General features: G+C 54.0%; 17 protein-coding genes, 2 tRNA genes and 1 pseudogene. 11 read left to right on the top strand and 9 right to left on the bottom strand.

Annotated features, from left to right (window positions below):
• The first annotated feature begins 147 nt into the window (after window positions 1-147).
• Both cra and QN378_RS21025 read left to right on the top strand, forming a co-directional pair.
• Window positions 148-1,143: a catabolite repressor/activator gene (cra, locus tag QN378_RS21030; protein WP_323546706.1), complete on the top strand. Its 996-nt coding sequence runs from the start codon at window positions 148-150 to the stop codon at window positions 1,141-1,143.
• On the top strand, window positions 1,140-1,925 hold the full coding sequence (locus QN378_RS21025; protein ID WP_323546704.1) for a TatD family hydrolase: 786 nt from the start codon (window positions 1,140-1,142) through the stop codon (window positions 1,923-1,925). Before cra ends, QN378_RS21025 begins: the two co-directional genes overlap by 4 nt.
• A gap of 6 nt (window positions 1,926-1,931) precedes the next feature.
• On the opposite strand, the gene QN378_RS23685 is transcribed toward QN378_RS21025, so the two are convergent.
• From QN378_RS23685 to QN378_RS21005, 5 genes and pseudogenes are all read right to left on the bottom strand, one after another.
• Window positions 1,932-2,636, bottom strand: a complete 705-nt coding sequence (locus QN378_RS23685) for a methyl-accepting chemotaxis protein (RefSeq protein ID WP_416350617.1) — start codon at window positions 2,634-2,636, stop codon at window positions 1,932-1,934.
• Between the two features lie 153 nt (window positions 2,637-2,789).
• Window positions 2,790-3,332, bottom strand: a pseudogene (locus QN378_RS23680) (HAMP domain-containing protein); the annotation flags it as partial.
• 874 nt (window positions 3,333-4,206) lie between these two features.
• Window positions 4,207-5,043, bottom strand: a complete 837-nt coding sequence (ampE, locus tag QN378_RS21015) for a regulatory signaling modulator protein AmpE (protein WP_323546701.1) — start codon at window positions 5,041-5,043, stop codon at window positions 4,207-4,209.
• A 15-nt stretch (window positions 5,044-5,058) separates the two neighbouring features.
• Complete coding sequence (gene ampD, locus QN378_RS21010) at window positions 5,059-5,607, bottom strand: 1,6-anhydro-N-acetylmuramyl-L-alanine amidase AmpD (RefSeq protein ID WP_322205406.1); 549 nt, start codon at window positions 5,605-5,607, stop codon at window positions 5,059-5,061.
• Between the two features lie 131 nt (window positions 5,608-5,738).
• Window positions 5,739-7,982, bottom strand: a complete 2,244-nt coding sequence (locus tag QN378_RS21005) for a DUF1631 domain-containing protein (RefSeq protein ID WP_323546699.1) — start codon at window positions 7,980-7,982, stop codon at window positions 5,739-5,741.
• Between the two features lie 331 nt (window positions 7,983-8,313).
• Here QN378_RS21005 and nadC point away from each other — a divergent pair, with 331 nt between their 5' ends.
• Window positions 8,314-9,162, top strand: a complete 849-nt coding sequence (gene nadC, locus QN378_RS21000) for a carboxylating nicotinate-nucleotide diphosphorylase (RefSeq protein ID WP_323546698.1) — start codon at window positions 8,314-8,316, stop codon at window positions 9,160-9,162.
• Between the two features lie 57 nt (window positions 9,163-9,219).
• On the opposite strand, the gene QN378_RS20995 is transcribed toward nadC, so the two are convergent.
• Both QN378_RS20995 and QN378_RS20990 read right to left on the bottom strand, forming a co-directional pair.
• Window positions 9,220-9,296: transfer RNA gene (locus QN378_RS20995), tRNA-Thr, on the bottom strand.
• A 119-nt stretch (window positions 9,297-9,415) separates the two neighbouring features.
• Window positions 9,416-9,835 carry a prepilin-type N-terminal cleavage/methylation domain-containing protein gene (locus QN378_RS20990; RefSeq protein WP_323546696.1) on the bottom strand — a complete coding sequence of 140 codons (420 nt, stop codon included), beginning with the start codon at window positions 9,833-9,835 and terminating at the stop codon, window positions 9,416-9,418.
• Between the two features lie 220 nt (window positions 9,836-10,055).
• On the opposite strand from QN378_RS20990, the gene pilB reads away from it, so the two are divergent.
• From pilB to yacG, 5 genes are read left to right on the top strand one after another with little or no spacing between them, the layout of a single operon-like run.
• Window positions 10,056-11,756 (top strand): type IV-A pilus assembly ATPase PilB, encoded by a 1,701-nt coding sequence (gene pilB / locus QN378_RS20985; RefSeq protein WP_323546694.1) that lies wholly within the window; start codon window positions 10,056-10,058, stop codon window positions 11,754-11,756.
• A 2-nt stretch (window positions 11,757-11,758) separates the two neighbouring features.
• Window positions 11,759-12,976, top strand: coding sequence for a type II secretion system F family protein (locus QN378_RS20980; protein WP_323546692.1), 1,218 nt, complete (start codon window positions 11,759-11,761; stop codon window positions 12,974-12,976).
• Between the two features lies 1 nt (window position 12,977).
• The gene (locus tag QN378_RS20975) at window positions 12,978-13,850 is read left to right on the top strand and encodes an A24 family peptidase (RefSeq protein ID WP_323546690.1); all 873 of its coding nucleotides are present in this window, start codon (window positions 12,978-12,980) and stop codon (window positions 13,848-13,850) included.
• The gene (coaE, locus tag QN378_RS20970; protein WP_322205413.1) at window positions 13,847-14,470 is read left to right on the top strand and encodes a dephospho-CoA kinase; all 624 of its coding nucleotides are present in this window, start codon (window positions 13,847-13,849) and stop codon (window positions 14,468-14,470) included. Before QN378_RS20975 ends, coaE begins: the two co-directional genes overlap by 4 nt.
• The gene (gene yacG, locus QN378_RS20965) at window positions 14,467-14,670 is read left to right on the top strand and encodes a DNA gyrase inhibitor YacG (protein ID WP_322205414.1); all 204 of its coding nucleotides are present in this window, start codon (window positions 14,467-14,469) and stop codon (window positions 14,668-14,670) included. The genes coaE and yacG overlap by 4 nt, the downstream gene beginning before the upstream one ends.
• Window positions 14,671-14,696: 26 nt before the next feature.
• On the opposite strand, the gene QN378_RS20960 is transcribed toward yacG, so the two are convergent.
• On the bottom strand, window positions 14,697-15,395 hold the full coding sequence (locus QN378_RS20960) for an energy-coupling factor ABC transporter permease (RefSeq protein WP_322205415.1): 699 nt from the start codon (window positions 15,393-15,395) through the stop codon (window positions 14,697-14,699).
• 200 nt (window positions 15,396-15,595) lie between these two features.
• On the opposite strand from QN378_RS20960, the gene QN378_RS20955 reads away from it, so the two are divergent.
• Genes QN378_RS20955 through QN378_RS20945 form a run of 3 tightly spaced genes read left to right on the top strand, consistent with a single transcriptional unit; the run spans window position 15,596 to window position 16,942 of the window.
• Window positions 15,596-16,225, top strand: a complete 630-nt coding sequence (locus tag QN378_RS20955; RefSeq protein ID WP_323546687.1) for a DUF1780 domain-containing protein — start codon at window positions 15,596-15,598, stop codon at window positions 16,223-16,225.
• On the top strand, window positions 16,222-16,731 hold the full coding sequence (locus QN378_RS20950; protein ID WP_322205417.1) for an MOSC domain-containing protein: 510 nt from the start codon (window positions 16,222-16,224) through the stop codon (window positions 16,729-16,731). Before QN378_RS20955 ends, QN378_RS20950 begins: the two co-directional genes overlap by 4 nt.
• 37 nt (window positions 16,732-16,768) lie before the next feature.
• On the top strand, window positions 16,769-16,942 hold the full coding sequence (locus QN378_RS20945) for a DUF3094 family protein (RefSeq protein WP_323546685.1): 174 nt from the start codon (window positions 16,769-16,771) through the stop codon (window positions 16,940-16,942).
• A 165-nt stretch (window positions 16,943-17,107) separates the two neighbouring features.
• Here QN378_RS20945 and QN378_RS20940 read toward each other — a convergent pair.
• A tRNA-Pro gene (locus QN378_RS20940) sits at window positions 17,108-17,184 on the bottom strand.

Here is a 17,184-nt window from a genome sequence, read left to right as displayed (position 1 = left end):
TCAAAGGGATGCGCGAAATAACTGAGAGATTTGTGTTTTGCCAAGGTCTCTTCTGAATAAGTGCCTGAGAGTAGGCGTCAGCAGGGGTGACCCGCAGCAGCGGTATTTCAGACACCAGGCAATCCAACAACAAAAAGGATATTTGGGTTGAAACTCAGTGATATAGCTCGTCTGGCCGGTGTTTCCGTTACCACCGCCAGCTACGTCATCAACGGCAAAGCCGAACAACAACGCATCAGCAGCGCGACGGTCGAACGCGTGCGCAAGGTGGTTGATCAGCACGACTTTCGCCCCAACCCACAAGCCGCCGGTTTGCGCAGCCGTCATACCCGCACACTAGGATTTATCCTGCCGGACCTGGAAAATCCCAGCTACGCACGGATCGCCAAACTGCTAGAACAAGGCGCCCGCGCTCAAGGTTATCAACTGCTGATTGCTAGTTCCGACGACTCGCCAGCCAGTGAATTGCAGCTGTTGCAGCTCTTCCGCGCTCGGCGTTGCGACGCGCTCTTTGTCGCCAGTTGCCTGCCGTACGATGACGACAGCTACCGTGAGCTGCAAAAAGCAGGCCTTCCGATTATCGCGCTGGACCGCCAGATGGACCCTGCGCACTTCTGTTCAGTGGTCAGCGACGACCGAGCGGCCAGCCTGCAATTGACCCAAAGCCTGCTAAAACTAGCGCCACGGAACATAGCGCTGATTAGCGCACACCCGGAACTGATCGTCAGTCAGATCCGTACTGCCGGTTTCGAGCAAGCGCTTGAAGGCTTTAGTGGCGAAATCATTGTTCAACAAGGCGAGGTCTTCAGCCGTAAGTGCGGTCAGCGTCTGGCGAGCGAACTGTTAGCGCGCCGAGGCCAGTTACCCGACGCGCTTATCACGACGTCCTACGTACTGTTGCAAGGCATTTTTGATGTTCTGCACAGCCAGTCGCTGAACCCGGAGCATCTGCATTTGGCCACCTTCGGCGATACTCAGTTACTGGATTTCCTGCCGCTGCCGGTCAATGCCATGGCGCAACAACACCAACTGATCGCTGACAAAGCATTGTCGTTGGCCTTGGCAGCGGTGGAAAAGGACGACTATCAACCCGGCGTGCATGCCATTGCGCGGACTTTCAAACAACGAATCCACGAGGCATGAGCGTGACGATGATCGACACTCACACTCATCTGGACTTTCCGGATTTCGACGCTGACCGCCCGACACTGCTGGAAAACTGTCGAGCGCTGGGTGTCGAACGGATGGTGGTGCTGGGTGTATGTCAGCGTAATTGGCAGCGAGTTTGGGATTTGACGCAAAATGACGCCGCCTTGTTCGCAGCATTCGGTCTGCATCCGCTTTACATTGATCAGCACCTGCCCGCGCACGTGGTGGAGTTGGGCGATTGGCTGACTCGCTTAAAGGGTCATCCACAGGTGTGCGCGGTGGGTGAAATCGGACTGGATTACTTTGTTGAAACATTAGACCGGCATCAGCAGCAAAGACTATTCGAGGCGCAACTGCAACTGGCCGTCGACTTCAAGTTACCGGCTCTTATACATGTGCGCCGCAGCCACGCCAGCGTGATAGACACGCTTAAACGCTTTAAGCTCAAGCGCGGCGGAATCATTCATGCTTTTGCGGGAAGTCGGGAAGAGGCGCGTGAATACATCAAGCTGGGTTTCAAACTCGGCTTGGGCGGCGCAGCGACCTGGCCACAAGCGCTGCGCATGCACCGGGTTATCGCCGAACTGCCGCTGGAGAGCGTCGTACTGGAAACCGACGCCCCAGACATGGCGCCCGCCATGTACCCCAACCAGCGCAACAGCCCTGAGCATCTGCCAGATATCTGCCTGGCGCTGGCCCGATTGATGGGCCTGCCCGCCGAGGATTTGGCCAACGCCAGCACTCGCAACGCTTACGAGCTGTTCAACTGGAAATAGGCAGCGTCATACCCGAAACGCACTGATCAGCTGTTTCAGCTCCACAACTTGCGCCGATAACTGGCGGCTGGCGTGTTCCGTTTGATTCGCACCTTCTGCGGTGCGTTCACCTGCTCGATTAATCTCGACAATGTTTCGATCAATGTCATGGGCAACAGCCGTTTGTTGTTCTACGGCCGCTGCAATCTGCTGATTTTGATTGACGATCATACTCACGGCGCCAAGTATGTTTTCCAGCGCTTGTTGGACCTTCTCCGATTGGCCTACGGTGCCGTTAGCCATTTCATGGCTGACACCCATGGCTTTGACCGCCGCCCCTACGCCGTTCTGCAATTTGGCGATCATCTGCTCGATTTCCTCGGTAGATTGCTGCGTACGCTTTGCCAGGGTGCGAACCTCATCCGCCACCACCGCAAAACCCCGGCCTTGCTCCCCCGCTCGCGCGGCTTCGATCGCGGCGTTAAGCGCCAGCAAATTGGTTTGCTCGGCAATACTTTTGATCACATCCAGAACCCGGCTGATAGACGAGCTGTCGGTAGCCAATTGATTGATCACTAGCACCGATTGATCAATCTCGCTAGCGAGCCGGGAAATGCTGCTCTGCTGGGACTCAACCAAGCCACGACCGCTGACTGTTTCCTGATTGACGCTGTGCGCACTGTTGACTGCTGCAGTCGCACTGCGCGCTACCTCTTGCGCCGTGGCCGACATCTGATTCATCGCCGTCGCCACTAATTCGATCTGGCTGCGCTGCCCCGCCACTGCCTGATTACTCACCGCGGACACGGATTCGACCTGACCGGCTTGCCGTTCAACCTCGCTGACGGTCCTGCTTACTAACTCGATCAGGTCATGGATTTTTTTCACCGTACCGTTGAACACTCGACCGAGTTCACCCAACTCATCATGGCTGCGCGCAGTGAAGCTGGCGGTCATATCACCCGCAGCGACCTTTTCCATAACATCGCCCAGCTGCTTTAGCGTGGTGCGGGTAGAGGCATAGAACCCGCTATACAGATAAACAATCAGTAAGAACGCCCCCGCCAGCGCCAGCACCAAATAAATCGTGTGTTGGCGATTTTCCACTAGCCGACCTTGCAGTTCCTGGCTCAGGAAGGTCAGGGTCGCATCGTCCAATTGGTACGTTTTGGCGATCAGCCCGCTAGCCTGCTCATAAAACTTCTCCCACGGCGCATTCAAGCTCTCAGCCGACACCACCTGCTGCTCGAATAACTCACTGCTTTGTTTAAGTGTCGCCAAGCTGGCCTGCGCTTGGGCCTGTAGTGCGTTGCGTGCAGCGACGCTATTGCCGATGGCGTCTTGCAGCTTTAACGCGTAATCACCCTGGATGCGTTCAAGTTGCTGCAATAGCTCATCGAAGCGGTTACTGGCCGATGAGTTGATCATGCCCTGCCCCAATGAATACGAACCCATCGTCCGACCGTCGCCGATGGCCTGAGTGATCAAGGGGGTAACGCTGGTGATCAAATCGACCAGTTGCCGCACGTCGCTGCTGCTGTCCTGACTAAGACCCGCTTGGCTAACGACTACTTTGCTGAAGGTCTGCGCCTTGCTTAGCAATCGCGACACCATGCCGCTTTTGCTTTGCAGCGAAGACTCGGCCTGTTGCGCCTTGAAGTCGGACAGCAGTTCATCACGCTTGGTGTTAAAGGCAACGACCTGGGCCGCATCTTCCGTGGGCGCTTTCAGGCTCTTTAGCGTGCTCATCACAGTAATTTCCAAAGCGGAAATTCGCAAATTCAAGGCTTCGAATTGACTGGCCTGGCCAAGCACTACATTCATCCCGACCAGCCCGTCGAGGGTTTCCAAATCCCGCCTCAGGTTTAGACTAGCGCCTACCCGTTCGATACTTTGCAGCTCGGTCCGAGTGCCCACGAACTCCCGATAGGAATCCCTGACCAAATAGAAGTTAGTCACTAACATAGGCAGGAAAAACAGAATACTGATGAGAGTGAACTTCATTGCGAAGCTCAGGCGGTTCATCAACGCAATCGCCGGGTACAAAAGACTCTTCACAAGAACGCTCCCTTTTTCTTATTTTTTAGGGGTGCAGCGATTCGTCGAAATAGCGCAAAGCCACTATTCGCGATGTTATCTGTATACCTGATATCCAGCGCAAGTTTTGTAAGTAAAGGTAAACGAACGAGATGCATCAGGTAAAACGCTGCCCGAATGAAATCGGTCCCGCAGGCAATCAGAAATCCCCTGCGGGAGCCTATTCATTCACTAGTGGCCTGATGCGGCCGGACCAAAAAACCGCTTAAATCAACAATGTCCACAACGCAAACCCTGCGTACCAAACCACCGCCGAGCGCAACAGCAATTCCCATAGCGCATCAAGGTTAGCCACACCCTCTGCCCCTACAACAGGGGTCGAAATCTCACTGGCTACTTGGCCGGTTTTTGTCACCAGTTCTGCGGCGCTGATATTCCAGTTGAGCAACTCATGCAGCATTAACCGACTGACCGCGACGAAGTTTCCGACCAAGGCAAAACTGGCGGCCAACAGTCGAACTGGAATCCAATCAAACGCGTGGTGCAGTTGAGCCGCACGCTCGACCAACGCGGGATTTTTACCGTGAGTAACGGCAAGGGCAAGCAACCGGTAACTCAGGGCAGCAACTGGCCCCAACAGGAAATACCAGAAAATCACGGCAAAAAAGCTCTGATAAGCCTGCCACATCAAATAACGCTGAACACCGTCGAGCAACTGTTCGCCATCTTCAGCAATGACACCCATGTCACGTTCGGCAACAAGGCTGGCAGCTTGCTCGTCGCCTCTGCGCCAGGCATCTCGAAACGGTCCCAAAGCGGCCAATAAATCGCCGCGACCCAAACTGTAAATCAAGACCAGTAAGTGCACAGGCAAACCCAGCCAGCCATATGCCACTGACTGCAACACCACCAACAGCAAGGCTAATAGTATGACTGGCAGCAAAATCAGCAGCGCCAAGACCAACCACGGCCGGGTATTCAGACGCGGGCTGATTTCAAGTTTCTCCAGCTCTCGCAGCCATGGGCCATCCCGCTGAACACGTCGGCGCAAGGCTGAGAACTTCTCTATCCAGACTGCCAACAGCAACACCAAAAAACTCATTCTTCGTCCCTCAGTTCAATCCTGCAATGCAGCTCGAAAACGCGCCCAATCAAAGCATGGACCCGGATCTGTCTTACGTCCCGGAGCGATATCGCTGTGGCCGCAAATTCGCTGCGTGGTAATGGCTGAAAACGTCGATTGCAACTGGCGGGTCAATTCAATCAAGGCATCGTATTGAGCGTCAGTGAAGGCCAGTTCATCGGTACCTTCCAGTTCTATCCCAATGGAATAGTCGTTACAGGTCTCACGCCCTTCGAAACAGGAAATTCCCGCGTGCCAGGCACGATCCAGACAAGACACGAACTGCGTGAGCATACCGTCACGCTCAATCAAAAAATGCGCCGACACACGCAAATCAGCGATGCTTTCAAAATAAGGGTGTTGTGTGACATCCAATTGGTTCTGAAAGAACGCTTGCACATAGCCGGTCTTGAACTGAGCGGGGGGCAAACTGATGTTATGGATCACCAACAGCGAAATCTCTGCCTCCGGCCGCGCATTGAAGTTGGGCGACGGGCAGGACTTCGCGCCATGGCACCACCCGCTGACAGGGTCCAGTTGCATGAGGGGTTCCTTGAACGGCGGATCAATAACGCAAGTATGCCCGCGACGGAGAAATACGGGGCAGCACTATTTTCCGTTAACGACCAAACAGGTGTTTTCGCAGTGTCGAGCGCTTGGTCGAATAGCGGCGATCAGGCCCCGCCTTTGAGTCGCCGCAGGTTGCCGATCACTGCTTCCAGCGCACGATCAAACAGCAGGGCATCGTCAAGCAGGCGGACCGCGCCGCGCCGAAACTCAACCGCCAGGCCCATGCGGGTTTTTTCCAATACCTTCATGCCCGTGCGGTTAACGAATACGTAACGACCGGCCGGCTCGATGATGGCCGCCAGTTTACAGCGCAGTTTGTGCTCCTCGTCCTCCTGTATTTCGACCCAGCAGCCGATACGCAGTTTGTCGACCTCAAGCACCGCGTCGTCATCGTCTTCCAAACGCACGCCTTGGTCGCTGTGCGGCTTTTCGCCCGGCGCGATCAGAATAATCTCTTCGACAACTGCAACCATTTCCGAGATTGACGCTGACTTTATCTGACTCTCGCCAAGGTCGTCCTGCTGGTGGGCGAAATACTGGAACGCCTGGACATGCAGGCTTTCTAGCTGACTAAAAAAGTCTCCGGTGGCGAACGGATCAAACGCCGCGCTGGTCAGGCCATCGCGCAACGATTTGAGCAAGCCGGGCACCAGGTCGAGCAATCGCTGCCGGGCTTCAGGTTCCGCATGTGGCTCGACGCTCCAGATCAGATCGTCCATAGCGCCCAAACCCGCACGCCACTCTGGCGACTGATCACCGTGTTTCAAACACGTCAGCAGCAGCACCTTGCTCCATGCTTCTTGAAGCAGTCGTACTACAACTTCAGGCAAGATTTTGCCCAACAAGCGGTGGTTCAACTCATGTTGCACAAGCTCCCGTGCTAACTCAGCTCGGGCTCGGCCCTCTTCCGCATCGCGGGTACGCTGCTCAAGTAGCTCACTGCGACGACGCTCGTCGGCCGTAAAAGCGAGAAAGTCCACCAGCAGCTCGGAAAAAATCGCTGGGTCGTCGACAAAATCGTTGAGCAACCGTTGCACAATCTGTTCGATTCGTAAGTAAAGCGTGTCGCGCTGATAGTCGTCGCGGCTACCCCATCCTAAAGCGGCGGAGGCGATTTCGTTAAGCAGGCGTCGCGCTGGATGGCTTCCACGACTGAAAAAGCTCTTGTCGATCACTGCCACCTTCAGCATCGGTATTTGCAGACGCCCGATCAACGCTTTAAGCGAATCTGGCAAGTTGCGGTCGTCGAGGATGAACTCGAACAGCATGGCAATAAGGTTGATTACGTCCTCGTCAACGACACCCACAACACGAAACTTCCCACTCTTCATGCTGACGCGGGCAAGCAATTCTTCGAGTTGATTACGCAGGTTGAACTCATCGTGCGCTTCAGGCTCAGGTACATATTGTTGCAGGTGCGACAAAAGACGTAGCAAGTCGTGGCTGGAAATCGGTTTAGCTTCGGCGTTGGGTTCAGGCAATGGTGCGACGCTGCGTACGTATAAAAGCAACTCCTGAAGCGCGGCGAACACCTCGTGGACATCTTGGTCGAGTTGCCGACTAACGCTAGCTGCGCCTGCTGTATCGCCCGTTTCGGCAGTTTGCGGTGCACGCGCGCTGGCACTTGCGCGGTCAGAGACCCGTCGAGCCGGCGCTGCCTTCAAGTCTGGAAGGATACCGCTGGCAATCAATAGCTGATTGGCTTCGTCGTATAGCTGGTCAGCATCGGTCAGCACGTACTTTTCAAACAACTTGAAAATAATCAGTTTTACCTTGATTTCAACTATGAGGGTCCGACAGGCCTGCAAGAAAAAATCGCACAGCGCTGTCGGACCCATTGGGTTCGTGAGGTCTGTCAGGTGCTGGGGAATCAGGGTATTCAAGCGGGTAGTCAGCTGAGTAAGTGCGAAACCGTCGCGGCTCAAGACTTTAGAGACCATCGCATCGACAGCAACGGTTTTTTCAAGATCGTCGTTGTGTACCAACGCCAGCTTGTCAAAGGTCATCGGAGAAGCGATTTCAGGCTCACTGACTTCGTATTGCCCAAGACGCAAAAAGGCCTCATAAAACTTATCGAGGACCCCTCGCTCAATGCTTTTACGCTTGAGGCGAAGGTCGCGCATCGCCTCAAAAAAGCTGTTTTGCTCAACGTTATTGTGGGCACGATCAGCCATTTCAAACAGCGTGTCATCGGCGTTATCGAACAGCGTCTGCAATGCATCTTTGACCTGCTGTGCAGCCTTGTCTCGAACTTGTAGCAAAACGACGGGAATCCGAACCAGCGAAGAGGCCGGTACCTGCTCTGGGGCACTCTTGTTGAGCGGAACCACTTTGCCGTCGTTTTGCATCAACGTCTCCCATTGAGAACAATCGCGAACTCTCTACAGCCAAGACGTACAAGGCTCATCTGTAAAGTCAGCTTCTTTGAACATTTTTGCGCCAAAGACATGACGTCAAATGCTCGACACAGTATCTTGCAAAAGATGTCAGTTAAGCCAGCTGTGTTTTCTACTATTTTTGGCCGCTGACAGGGCATAGACCGCCAATCTCACTGTCTATCTCGTCGGCCCCAGCAAAACCGACGAACCGCAGGCTTGGCCGCTGGCTGGCCTCTATTCGCGGGGTGGGTTGCTGCCATGGGGTGCCTTATACTTCACTCACTTAGAAGTGGAGTCTTAAATGCCGAACCTACGCCTCGCCCCCCTAACGACTGAAATCGAAGCCAACGTGCGCCGCGCGCTACTAGAGGATGTAGGCAGTGGCGACATTACTGCCCAGCTGATACCGGCAGAACGTATGGCCAAGGCCGCCATCATTACCCGTGACGCTGCCGTGATCAGCGGCACCGCCTGGGTGGATACGGTTTTTCGGCAGCTGGACCCACGTGTTGCTGTGCACTGGCAAGTCGTCGATGGTGAGCGGGTCAAACCCAACCAACCGCTGTTTCACCTCGAAGGCCCGGCACGCTCGCTGTTGACCGGCGAACGCAGTGCGCTGAACTTCCTGCAACTGCTCTCGGGCGTTGCCACACGTGCACAGCACTACGCCGACAAAGTGGCCAGCACCCAAGTCAAACTGCTCGACACGCGCAAAACCCTGCCCGGCCTGCGCATGGCCCAGAAATATGCCGTCACCTGCGGCGGCTGCCATAACCACCGCATCGGCCTGTTCGACGCGTTCCTGATCAAGGAAAACCACATCGCTGCCTGCGGTGGCATCGCCCAGGCAATCGCCACCGCTCGCAAAATCGCCCCTGGAAAACCTGTGGAGATCGAAGTTGAGAGCCTTGATGAACTCAACCAAGCGCTGCTGGCGGGCGCCGACATTGTCATGCTTGACGAACTGAGCCTGGATGACATGCGTGAAGCGGTGCGCATAACCGCCGGGCGAGCGAAACTGGAAGCCAGTGGCGGGATCAATGACACGACGCTGGTGCCGATTGCCGAGACCGGGGTGGATTACATTTCGATTGGTGCGCTGACCAAGGATATAAAGGCAGTGGATTTGTCGATGCGCTTGAGTTTGTGAGGACCAGCATTCGCCAGATGTGAAAAAGCCCCGATTCGTGAGAATCGGGGCTTTTTTTGGTGCCGAAAATAGGAATCGAACCTACGACCTTCGCGTTACGAGTGCGCTGCTCTACCGGACTGAGCTATTTCGGCGGTTGAAAGAGGCTATCACCCAAGCAGTGAGTGGCCAAATTACTCTGGCAAAGACAACGCCCGATGTGATGCATCGGGATTTGGCTTAAAAAATGTAACCCCAACAACATCGCGTAATATTAGTTAGACAACTTACACAAAATCGGTGCTGAGGATAAGCAAGCACCTGACTGAGTCCATGTCATGGCAGCTGAACCTGCAACCAATGTAGGTATCAATATAAAAGTAGCTGTAGCGACGGTTGTATTTGTCGGCGTAATGGTAATCTTCCCATTAGTAACCGAAACGCTGGCAACGTTTGGGGTAACCTGTGTAGCAGGAATGTTATTCGTAGCGTCGTTGCAGCCAGCCAATGTATTCGTTTCCTGAGCGCACAAAGCCACGGCAGTTTGATACGCAGCTGCCATTGAAACCACCTCAGCGTATCGAGCTTTAATCGTGTAGTTCTGGTAAGCAGGAAGTGCAACTGCGGCCAAAATGCCAATGATCGCAACAACGATCATCAATTCGATAAGTGTAAAACCTTTTTGCAAAGTCATCGGTGTCTCTCCAGTTCAATTTGCTGTCGCTTACGTCGAATAAAGCACGCAGCGTGCCAACCACAAGATCGATGAAAAACCGGGCCATTTCTGACCCAGTTAATTTTTCTGAGTTCTCAACAGAGCACAAAGTGACGAATTTTGTCAGATTTCCATCCGCTATTTGGCAGCACCCTCCGACTGCGATATAAAGCTTCCACTGTCTGTGTCCGGTGGTTTTATGACTGATGTCGCTCTTACAGGTTTGGCCAAGCAATTAGTGAGCGCCGAACTGCTCAATGAAAAAGTCGCGCAAGACGCTTACCAAAAAGCTCAGCGCAGCAAAATATCGCTGGTTAGCTACCTGGTGCAGAATAAACTGGTTAAAAGCATTGCTTTGGCGGAGATCGCTTCAGAACAATTTGGGGTGCCTTTCCTAGACTTGAGCACTCTGGAAAAAGAGACACAGCCTAAAGGGTTGGTCAGCGAAAAATTGATTCGCCAACACCATGTATTGCCGTTGTGGAGACGGGGCAATAAGCTCTTTGTCGGGATTTCCGACCCAACCAACCACCAAGCGGTTACCGATATTCAGTTCAGCACTGGGCTTAATACTGAAGCAATCCTGGTGGAAGATGACAAGTTAACTGATGCAATCGAAAAGTTTTTCGAGGGTTCCAACGCCGGCCTGGGCGACATGGCGGATGTTGACCTCGAAAATCTCGATATCGAATCATTGGATGATAAAAAACAGGACATCATCGCCGGGCAAGATGCTGAAGATGCACCTGTTGTTCGTTTCGTTAATAAGATGCTATTGGACGCCATTAAGCTGGGCTCATCCGACCTGCATTTTGAACCTTATGAAAAAACCTACCGGGTGCGCTTACGAACAGACGGCATTCTTCACGAGGTCGCCAAGCCGCCCGTTCAGTTGGCCAGCAGAATCGCTGCACGATTAAAGGTTATGGCCAGTCTTGATATTTCCGAACGCCGCCGCCCACAAGATGGCCGCATTAAACTTCGGATCTCGAAAACCAAGGCCATCGACTTTCGAGTCAACACCTTGCCCACGCTGTGGGGCGAAAAGATCGTGATGCGGATTCTCGACCCGTCCAGTGCGCAGATGGGGATTGATGCGCTCGGCTATGAGCCCGATCAAAAAGAACTGTATTTGAATGCGCTTAAGCAGCCGCAGGGCATGATTCTGGTTACCGGGCCTACCGGTTCAGGCAAAACCGTTTCGCTTTACACCGGCCTGAATATTCTCAACACCGTGGACATCAACATTTCCACCGCCGAAGACCCGGTGGAGATCAACCTGGAAGGTATCAATCAGGTTAACGTTAACCCGCGCCAAGGCATGGATTTTTCACAGGCACTGCGCGCGTTCCTGCGCCAAGACCCGGACGTGATAATGGTCGGGGAGATTCGTGATTTGGAAACGGCAGAAATTGCCATTAAAGCCTCGCAAACCGGACATATGGTGCTGTCCACGTTGCACACCAACAGCGCAGCGGAAACCTTGACTCGCCTCCAGCACATGGGCGTAGCCGCATTCAACATCGCAACGGCTATCAACCTGATCATTGCTCAACGTCTGGCACGAAAATTGTGTCCACTGTGCAAGAAAGAAGCGGATATCCCCCGTGAAACGCTGATTAAAGAAGGCTTCCCCGAAGACAAAATCGGCACGTTCAAGATTTACTCGCCGGTCGGCTGTGACCATTGCAACAACGGCTACAAAGGCCGTGTCGGGATTTATGAGGTGGTGAAGAGTACCCCCGAGTTGCAACGGCTCATCATGGAAGAGGGCAACTCAATGGATATTGCTGTTCAGATGCGTAAAGACGGCTTTAACGACCTGCGTACGTCGGGACTAATGAAGGCTATGCAGGGCGTCACAAGCCTTGAAGAAATCAACCGTGTGACCAAGGATTAAGCATGGCGACCAAAGCAGTTAAAGTCAGTGTTTATACTTGGGAAGGCACGGATAAAAAAGGTGCAAAGCTGACGGGCGAACTGAACGGGCACAACCCTGCCCTGATCAAAGCCCAACTGCGCAAGCAAGGCATAACACCTGTCAAAGTGCGCAAGAAAACCGTCTCGATTTTTGGTGAAGGCAAAAAGATAAAGCCGATCGATATTGCGTTTTTCACGCGACAGATGTCGACAATGATGAAAGCCGGAGTCCCGCTGCTGCAATCTTTCGACATTATTGGAGAGAGCTCTGACAATCCTAAAATGCGCGCGCTAGTGAATGAGCTTAAGCAAGAAGTGGCCGCCGGCAACAGCTTCGCTTCGGCGCTCAAGAAAAAACCGGAATATTTCGACGATTTATACTGCAATCTGGTGGACGCTGGCGAACAAGCCGGTGCACTTGAAACATTGCTGGAACGAGTTGCAACTTATAAAGAAAAAACAGAGGCTCTTAAAGCCAAAATAAAAAAGGCGATGACGTATCCTATCGCGGTGGTGATAGTAGCGTTGGTGGTTTCAGCGATTTTGTTAATAAAAGTTGTGCCTCAATTTCAAGCAGTTTTTTCCAGTTTCGGCGCGAAATTACCCGCTTTCACCTTGATGGTCATTGGTCTTTCGGAGATTCTGCAGCAGTGGTGGTACATAGTCCTCGCGGGGATTGTAATTACAATATTTGGATTTAAACGAGCCTACAAAACCTCTCAGAAGTTCCGTGACGCTTTAGACCGCGCATTACTCAAAGTCCCCATTGTGGGCCCCCTGATTTATAAGTCGTCAGTCGCCCGCTACGCCCGCACCTTGTCCACCACATTTGCGGCAGGTGTGCCGCTGGTCGAAGCACTGGAATCTGTCGCGGGCGCCACAGGCAATGTGGTGTTCAAAAATGCCGTCAACCGAATCAAACTCGACGTTTCCACCGGCATGCAGCTGAATTTTTCGATGCGCACCACGGGGGTATTTCCCACGCTGGCAATTCAAATGACCGCCATCGGTGAAGAGTCAGGCGCTTTAGACTCAATGCTCGATAAAGTCGCGACCTTTTATGAAGATGAAGTAGACGGTATGGTCGACAACATGACGGCACTGATGGAGCCGTTCATCATGGCCGTCCTCGGCGTCGTAGTCGGCGGTCTCGTCATCGCTATGTACCTTCCCATCTTCCAGCTCGGAAACGTCGTTTAACATGCCGCTCATTAATCTGCTGGCCAGTTCTGCGCTGGCCTTTGTTATTTGCGCTCTAGTCTTAGGCCTGCTGGTCGGCAGCTTCCTGAATGTGGTCATCTATCGCCTGCCCATCATGCTGGACCGTGACTGGAAGTCCCAAGCCAGGGAGATGCTTGCCCTCCCTGCTGAGCCGGAACCTGACACCTTTAATCTGATGCTCCCCCACTCCCGCTGCCCGCATTGCGCACACAAGATTCGTGCGTGGGAGAACTTGCCGGTGATCAGTTATTTGTTCCTCGGCGGTAAGTGCTCTGGCTGTAAAGCGCCGATCAGTAAACGTTACCCAATCGTTGAACTTGCCTGCGGGTTGCTTTCGGCGTTTATTGCCTGGCATTTCGGGTTCGGTTGGCAGGCGATAGCAATGTTGGTACTGGCCTGGGGCCTGTTGGCGATGAGTTTGATTGATGCGGACCATCAACTGCTGCCCGACGCATTGGTGCTGCCCTTGTTGTGGCTGGGGTTGATTGTGAACACTTTTGGTCTGTTCACTAACTTGCACGATGCCTTGTGGGGGGCGGTGGCCGGTTACATGAGCCTGTGGCTGGTGTTTTGGATATTTAAGTTGGTGACCGGCAAGGAAGGCATGGGCTATGGCGACTTTAAGTTGCTGGCGATGCTCGGCGCATGGGGCGGTTGGCAGATTCTGCCGCTGACGATTCTGCTGGCGTCGCTGGTGGGCGCGGTGTTGGGCTTGATCATGTTGCGTTTGCGCAACGCCAGTACCAGCACACCAATTCCCTTCGGTCCTTATTTGGCGATTGCAGGCTGGATCGCGCTGCTCTGGGGTGGTCAAATAACCGCCTCTTACATGCAGTTTGCCGGTTTCAGATGACCAAAAACCCTTTCAAACCCTGGATTCTCGGCCTCACTGGCGGCATCGGTAGCGGCAAAAGCGCAGCGGCACAGTGCTTTACAGACCTAGGCGTGCACTTGGTGGATGCGGACCACGCCGCACGCTGGGTGGTCGAACCCGGTCGGCCGGCACTGGCGCAAATCGTCGAGCACTTCGGGGCTGGTGTGTTGCAGCCGGATGGGCAACTGGACCGCTCCGCATTGCGCGGTCTGGTCTTTCAGAACCCTGAACAGCGGCGCTGGCTTGAGGCTTTGCTGCATCCGCTGATCGGCCAAGAGATTATGAGTGACCTGGCTCGGGCAGAATCGCCTTATGCGATTCTGGTTTCGCCGCTTCTCGTGGAGTCAGGCCAATACAAACTGACCCAGCGCGTGTTGGTGATTGATGCTCCTGAGGATCTTCAAATCCAGCGCACCATGCTTCGCGATAGCACCAGCGAGGAGCAGGTCAAAGCCATTCTCAACGCCCAGGCCAACCGCGAATTACGCCTGAGTCATGCCGATGATGTGCTGGTCAACGACCGCGATCCTGCCTGGCTTAAAAGCGAAGTTGAGCGCTTGCATCATTTTTATTTAACTTTACATGGAGGCCAGCCATGAGCCAGCCCTTGACCGTCGAATGCCCTACCTGTGGCGCCCCTGTGGAATGGAGCGCCGCCAGCCTGTTTCGACCGTTCTGCTCTGATCGCTGCAAACTGATAGATTTGGGCGCATGGGCTTCCGAAGAGCATGCGATCCCGGTGGGCCCGGACGCAGAAGACGAGTCGTTCTCGGGCGATTTTCCGTCCCGCGACCATTGATCAAGCCTGACCGCTGATTGCAATGATCAGCGGTCGCTGTTTGAAGGCTTTTCCTCGTTCCAAGGCGCAGACAGGTATCGGGTACGATTGAATGTCTCAAGCCACTCAGGACAAAACACCACGAACGCACTGACCACCATGCCGTTGATGAACGCCTCGGGAAAGATGATCAACCACAGGTAGCCCACGAAGTCTTCTAGCCACTCTGGCATCGCAAACAACCCGTCGAACCACAGCAGGACCAATCCCAGCAACAGGCACAACAAGGCGGATATCGCTGCAGCTAGAAAGCCTGAACAATAGATGTATACAAAGGGATTTTTGGGTCGTGCGCGCTCTACCAGCAGGGCGCAAGCCTCTGTCACCATCACCGGCAAGGCGATCAACAACAGGCCGTTCACGCCCAATGCAGCAAAGTCCTGTCGACCCAGTAGTAGCAACCCCAATTGCGCCAATAGCCCACCCATAATCGCCAACGGCCAATCGAGCAGCAGGGTCACGGCGGTCATGCCAATAAAGTGATAAGAAACACCCGTATCGAAATCCCGCCGCACCAGCCATAGCAGGAACAGCGCAAACACCGTGCCGTAAAACAAATGCTGGCGACGGTTGTCAGTAAACAACTCGACCCAAGGTGAACGCCATAGCGCCCACAGCACTAAAGGTACATACAGCAACCAACCAACGACCATGGTTTCCGGGGAGAGCACATGGGCGCTGATCATAGTGCGGCGCCGAGCAGGAAAACGATGTCAATGTTCAATTAAATCTCCTTATCGTCGCTTTCGTTATACAGAGGAGAAATTCGTCACCACCCGCGAACATCAAAATCGCGGCTTGCCGGTTTGGGCTAAATAATGCTCCAAAGTCTACACCTCCTCATTCTTGCTTTCAGTTATCACACGTTGGACGCTAAGCTTGGCCTATGGATGACTCTGACTACTTACGCCTGCTCACGATTCAGGCCGAACAAGCCAACGCATTTCTTTCCAATGCGCGTAAGTGGGAGCGCGAGCGCTGGGTTTGTCAGCGGTTATTACAAGGGTTGAACATTGCACATCGCAACGAAGACTTCACCCCGGCCGGACAGGAGCCGCCCGACGTGCTGTTTCGCGAGGCCAGCTTTGAGGTGTTTTTTGTGCTGGATGAAGGTCGGCGCTTAAACGACGAATGGCGTGAAGAGTTGCAACGGCGGCGCAGTGCTTTTTCGTTGAGCCAATTGGTACGCCGTGAAGCCAAGCCAAAACGGATCTCTGCGCCAGAACTGCTTCAGCGCTTGGCGCCGACCCTACGTAAAAAAGCGCACAACTACCGCGAACGCGGACTAGACCTCGGGGAGTTGGACATCATTGCGTTTGCCAGCCTCAAGCGGGAAGTCCTCGACCTGAACAGCCATTTTCCACCGCCGACTGAATATTTGCGCCAAGGCTGGCGCTCATTGTCATTGGTCGGTCCAACCTTTGCCCGGGTATTGTTTGCGCACCCCGATGCACCGGATTTTTTACGCACTAACCTTGGCCGTAGCGTGGTTTTTGACGTAGGTATCAGCCTATGAGTCCGTTGCAGGAACTCCTCGCCGACGTACCTCAGCGGGGTCGTGTGCGCTGGATTGGCGTGCGGCCAGAGTCGCGCATCGACATGATCGAGCTGGACGCCGTGGAGGCGCGCCGCGAAGCTGGGCTGACCGGTGATCATTCACGGCCCGGCCCGCGTAACGCCAGGCAAGTGACGTTGATCCAATGGGAACATCTAGCCGTAGTCAGCTCGTTGTTAAGTCGCGCCGACGATAACCCCATCGTGCCGCAAGACCTGCGGCGAAACCTGGTGATCAGCGGCATCAATTTATTCAGTCTAAAGGGCCGACGCTTCAAGATCGGCCAGGCGATTCTGGAAACCACAGGATGGTGCCAGCCTTGTGCCCGCCTTGAACATCGACTTGGCCACGGGACGTTTCAAGCCTTACGCGGCCATGGCGGAATTACGGCACGGGTGCTACAAAGCGGAATCATCCGACTGGATGACGCCCTCTGCGTCGAACTACTGGAATTCATCCAGACCTGACTTTTATCCGCGTGTTTCATTATCCAATGAGGCTCACATGACTAGCCGCCTAAACCCCGATGACCAGCAACGTGTCGAAGAGTATCTGCACACATCTCAGCATCAGATCGAGCGCAAGCCTTTTCGGCCGTGGCTGCTTCTCGTGGTGGTGGTGGCCGTTACAATAGGCTTGGGCTTGCTAAGCCGCTTGTTGAGTTACATGGCGCTCTAAAGGCTGGCACGGCTTAGCTAATTTTCGTCCAATTTTTTGGGGTCAGATCAGACGCGTTTATTTCAGGCATAAAAAAAGCGCCCCGAAGGGCGCCTTTTTCATTTGGCTTCGATGCGCGAAGCATCTGGCCTGTATCTTCAAACCCATAACAACATGAGTAGAAAATGGTCGGGGTAAGGGGATTCGAACTCCTGACATCCTGCTCCCAAAGCAGGCGCGCTACCGGACTGCGCTATACCCCG

This window comes from Pseudomonas sp. 10S5, from assembly GCF_035019745.1.
GTDB lineage: Bacteria > Pseudomonadota > Gammaproteobacteria > Pseudomonadales > Pseudomonadaceae > Aquipseudomonas.
This window is presented reverse-complemented; position numbering and strand designations above follow the sequence as displayed.

What these genes read in the sequence shown, in the direction of transcription:
- nadC (WP_323546698.1), top strand. Translation starts at nt 8,314, where the DNA reads ATGCCGAACCTACGCCTCGCCCCCCTAACGACTGAAATCGAAGCCAAC.
- pilB (WP_323546694.1), top strand. Translation starts at nt 10,056, where the DNA reads ATGACTGATGTCGCTCTTACAGGTTTGGCCAAGCAATTAGTGAGCGCC.
- ampE (WP_323546701.1), bottom strand. Translation starts at nt 5,043, where the DNA reads ATGAGTTTTTTGGTGTTGCTGTTGGCAGTCTGGATAGAGAAGTTCTCA.
- QN378_RS21005 (WP_323546699.1), bottom strand. Translation starts at nt 7,982, where the DNA reads ATGCAAAACGACGGCAAAGTGGTTCCGCTCAACAAGAGTGCCCCAGAG.
- QN378_RS23685 (WP_416350617.1), bottom strand. Translation starts at nt 2,636, where the DNA reads ATGTCGGCCACGGCGCAAGAGGTAGCGCGCAGTGCGACTGCAGCAGTC.
- QN378_RS20955 (WP_323546687.1), top strand. Translation starts at nt 15,596, where the DNA reads ATGGATGACTCTGACTACTTACGCCTGCTCACGATTCAGGCCGAACAA.
- QN378_RS20950 (WP_322205417.1), top strand. Translation starts at nt 16,222, where the DNA reads ATGAGTCCGTTGCAGGAACTCCTCGCCGACGTACCTCAGCGGGGTCGT.
- QN378_RS20945 (WP_323546685.1), top strand. Translation starts at nt 16,769, where the DNA reads ATGACTAGCCGCCTAAACCCCGATGACCAGCAACGTGTCGAAGAGTAT.
- QN378_RS21025 (WP_323546704.1), top strand. Translation starts at nt 1,140, where the DNA reads ATGAGCGTGACGATGATCGACACTCACACTCATCTGGACTTTCCGGAT.
- coaE (WP_322205413.1), top strand. Translation starts at nt 13,847, where the DNA reads ATGACCAAAAACCCTTTCAAACCCTGGATTCTCGGCCTCACTGGCGGC.
- QN378_RS20990 (WP_323546696.1), bottom strand. Translation starts at nt 9,835, where the DNA reads ATGACTTTGCAAAAAGGTTTTACACTTATCGAATTGATGATCGTTGTT.
- ampD (WP_322205406.1), bottom strand. Translation starts at nt 5,607, where the DNA reads ATGCAACTGGACCCTGTCAGCGGGTGGTGCCATGGCGCGAAGTCCTGC.
- QN378_RS20960 (WP_322205415.1), bottom strand. Translation starts at nt 15,395, where the DNA reads ATGATCAGCGCCCATGTGCTCTCCCCGGAAACCATGGTCGTTGGTTGG.
- QN378_RS20980 (WP_323546692.1), top strand. Translation starts at nt 11,759, where the DNA reads ATGGCGACCAAAGCAGTTAAAGTCAGTGTTTATACTTGGGAAGGCACG.
- QN378_RS20975 (WP_323546690.1), top strand. Translation starts at nt 12,978, where the DNA reads ATGCCGCTCATTAATCTGCTGGCCAGTTCTGCGCTGGCCTTTGTTATT.
- yacG (WP_322205414.1), top strand. Translation starts at nt 14,467, where the DNA reads ATGAGCCAGCCCTTGACCGTCGAATGCCCTACCTGTGGCGCCCCTGTG.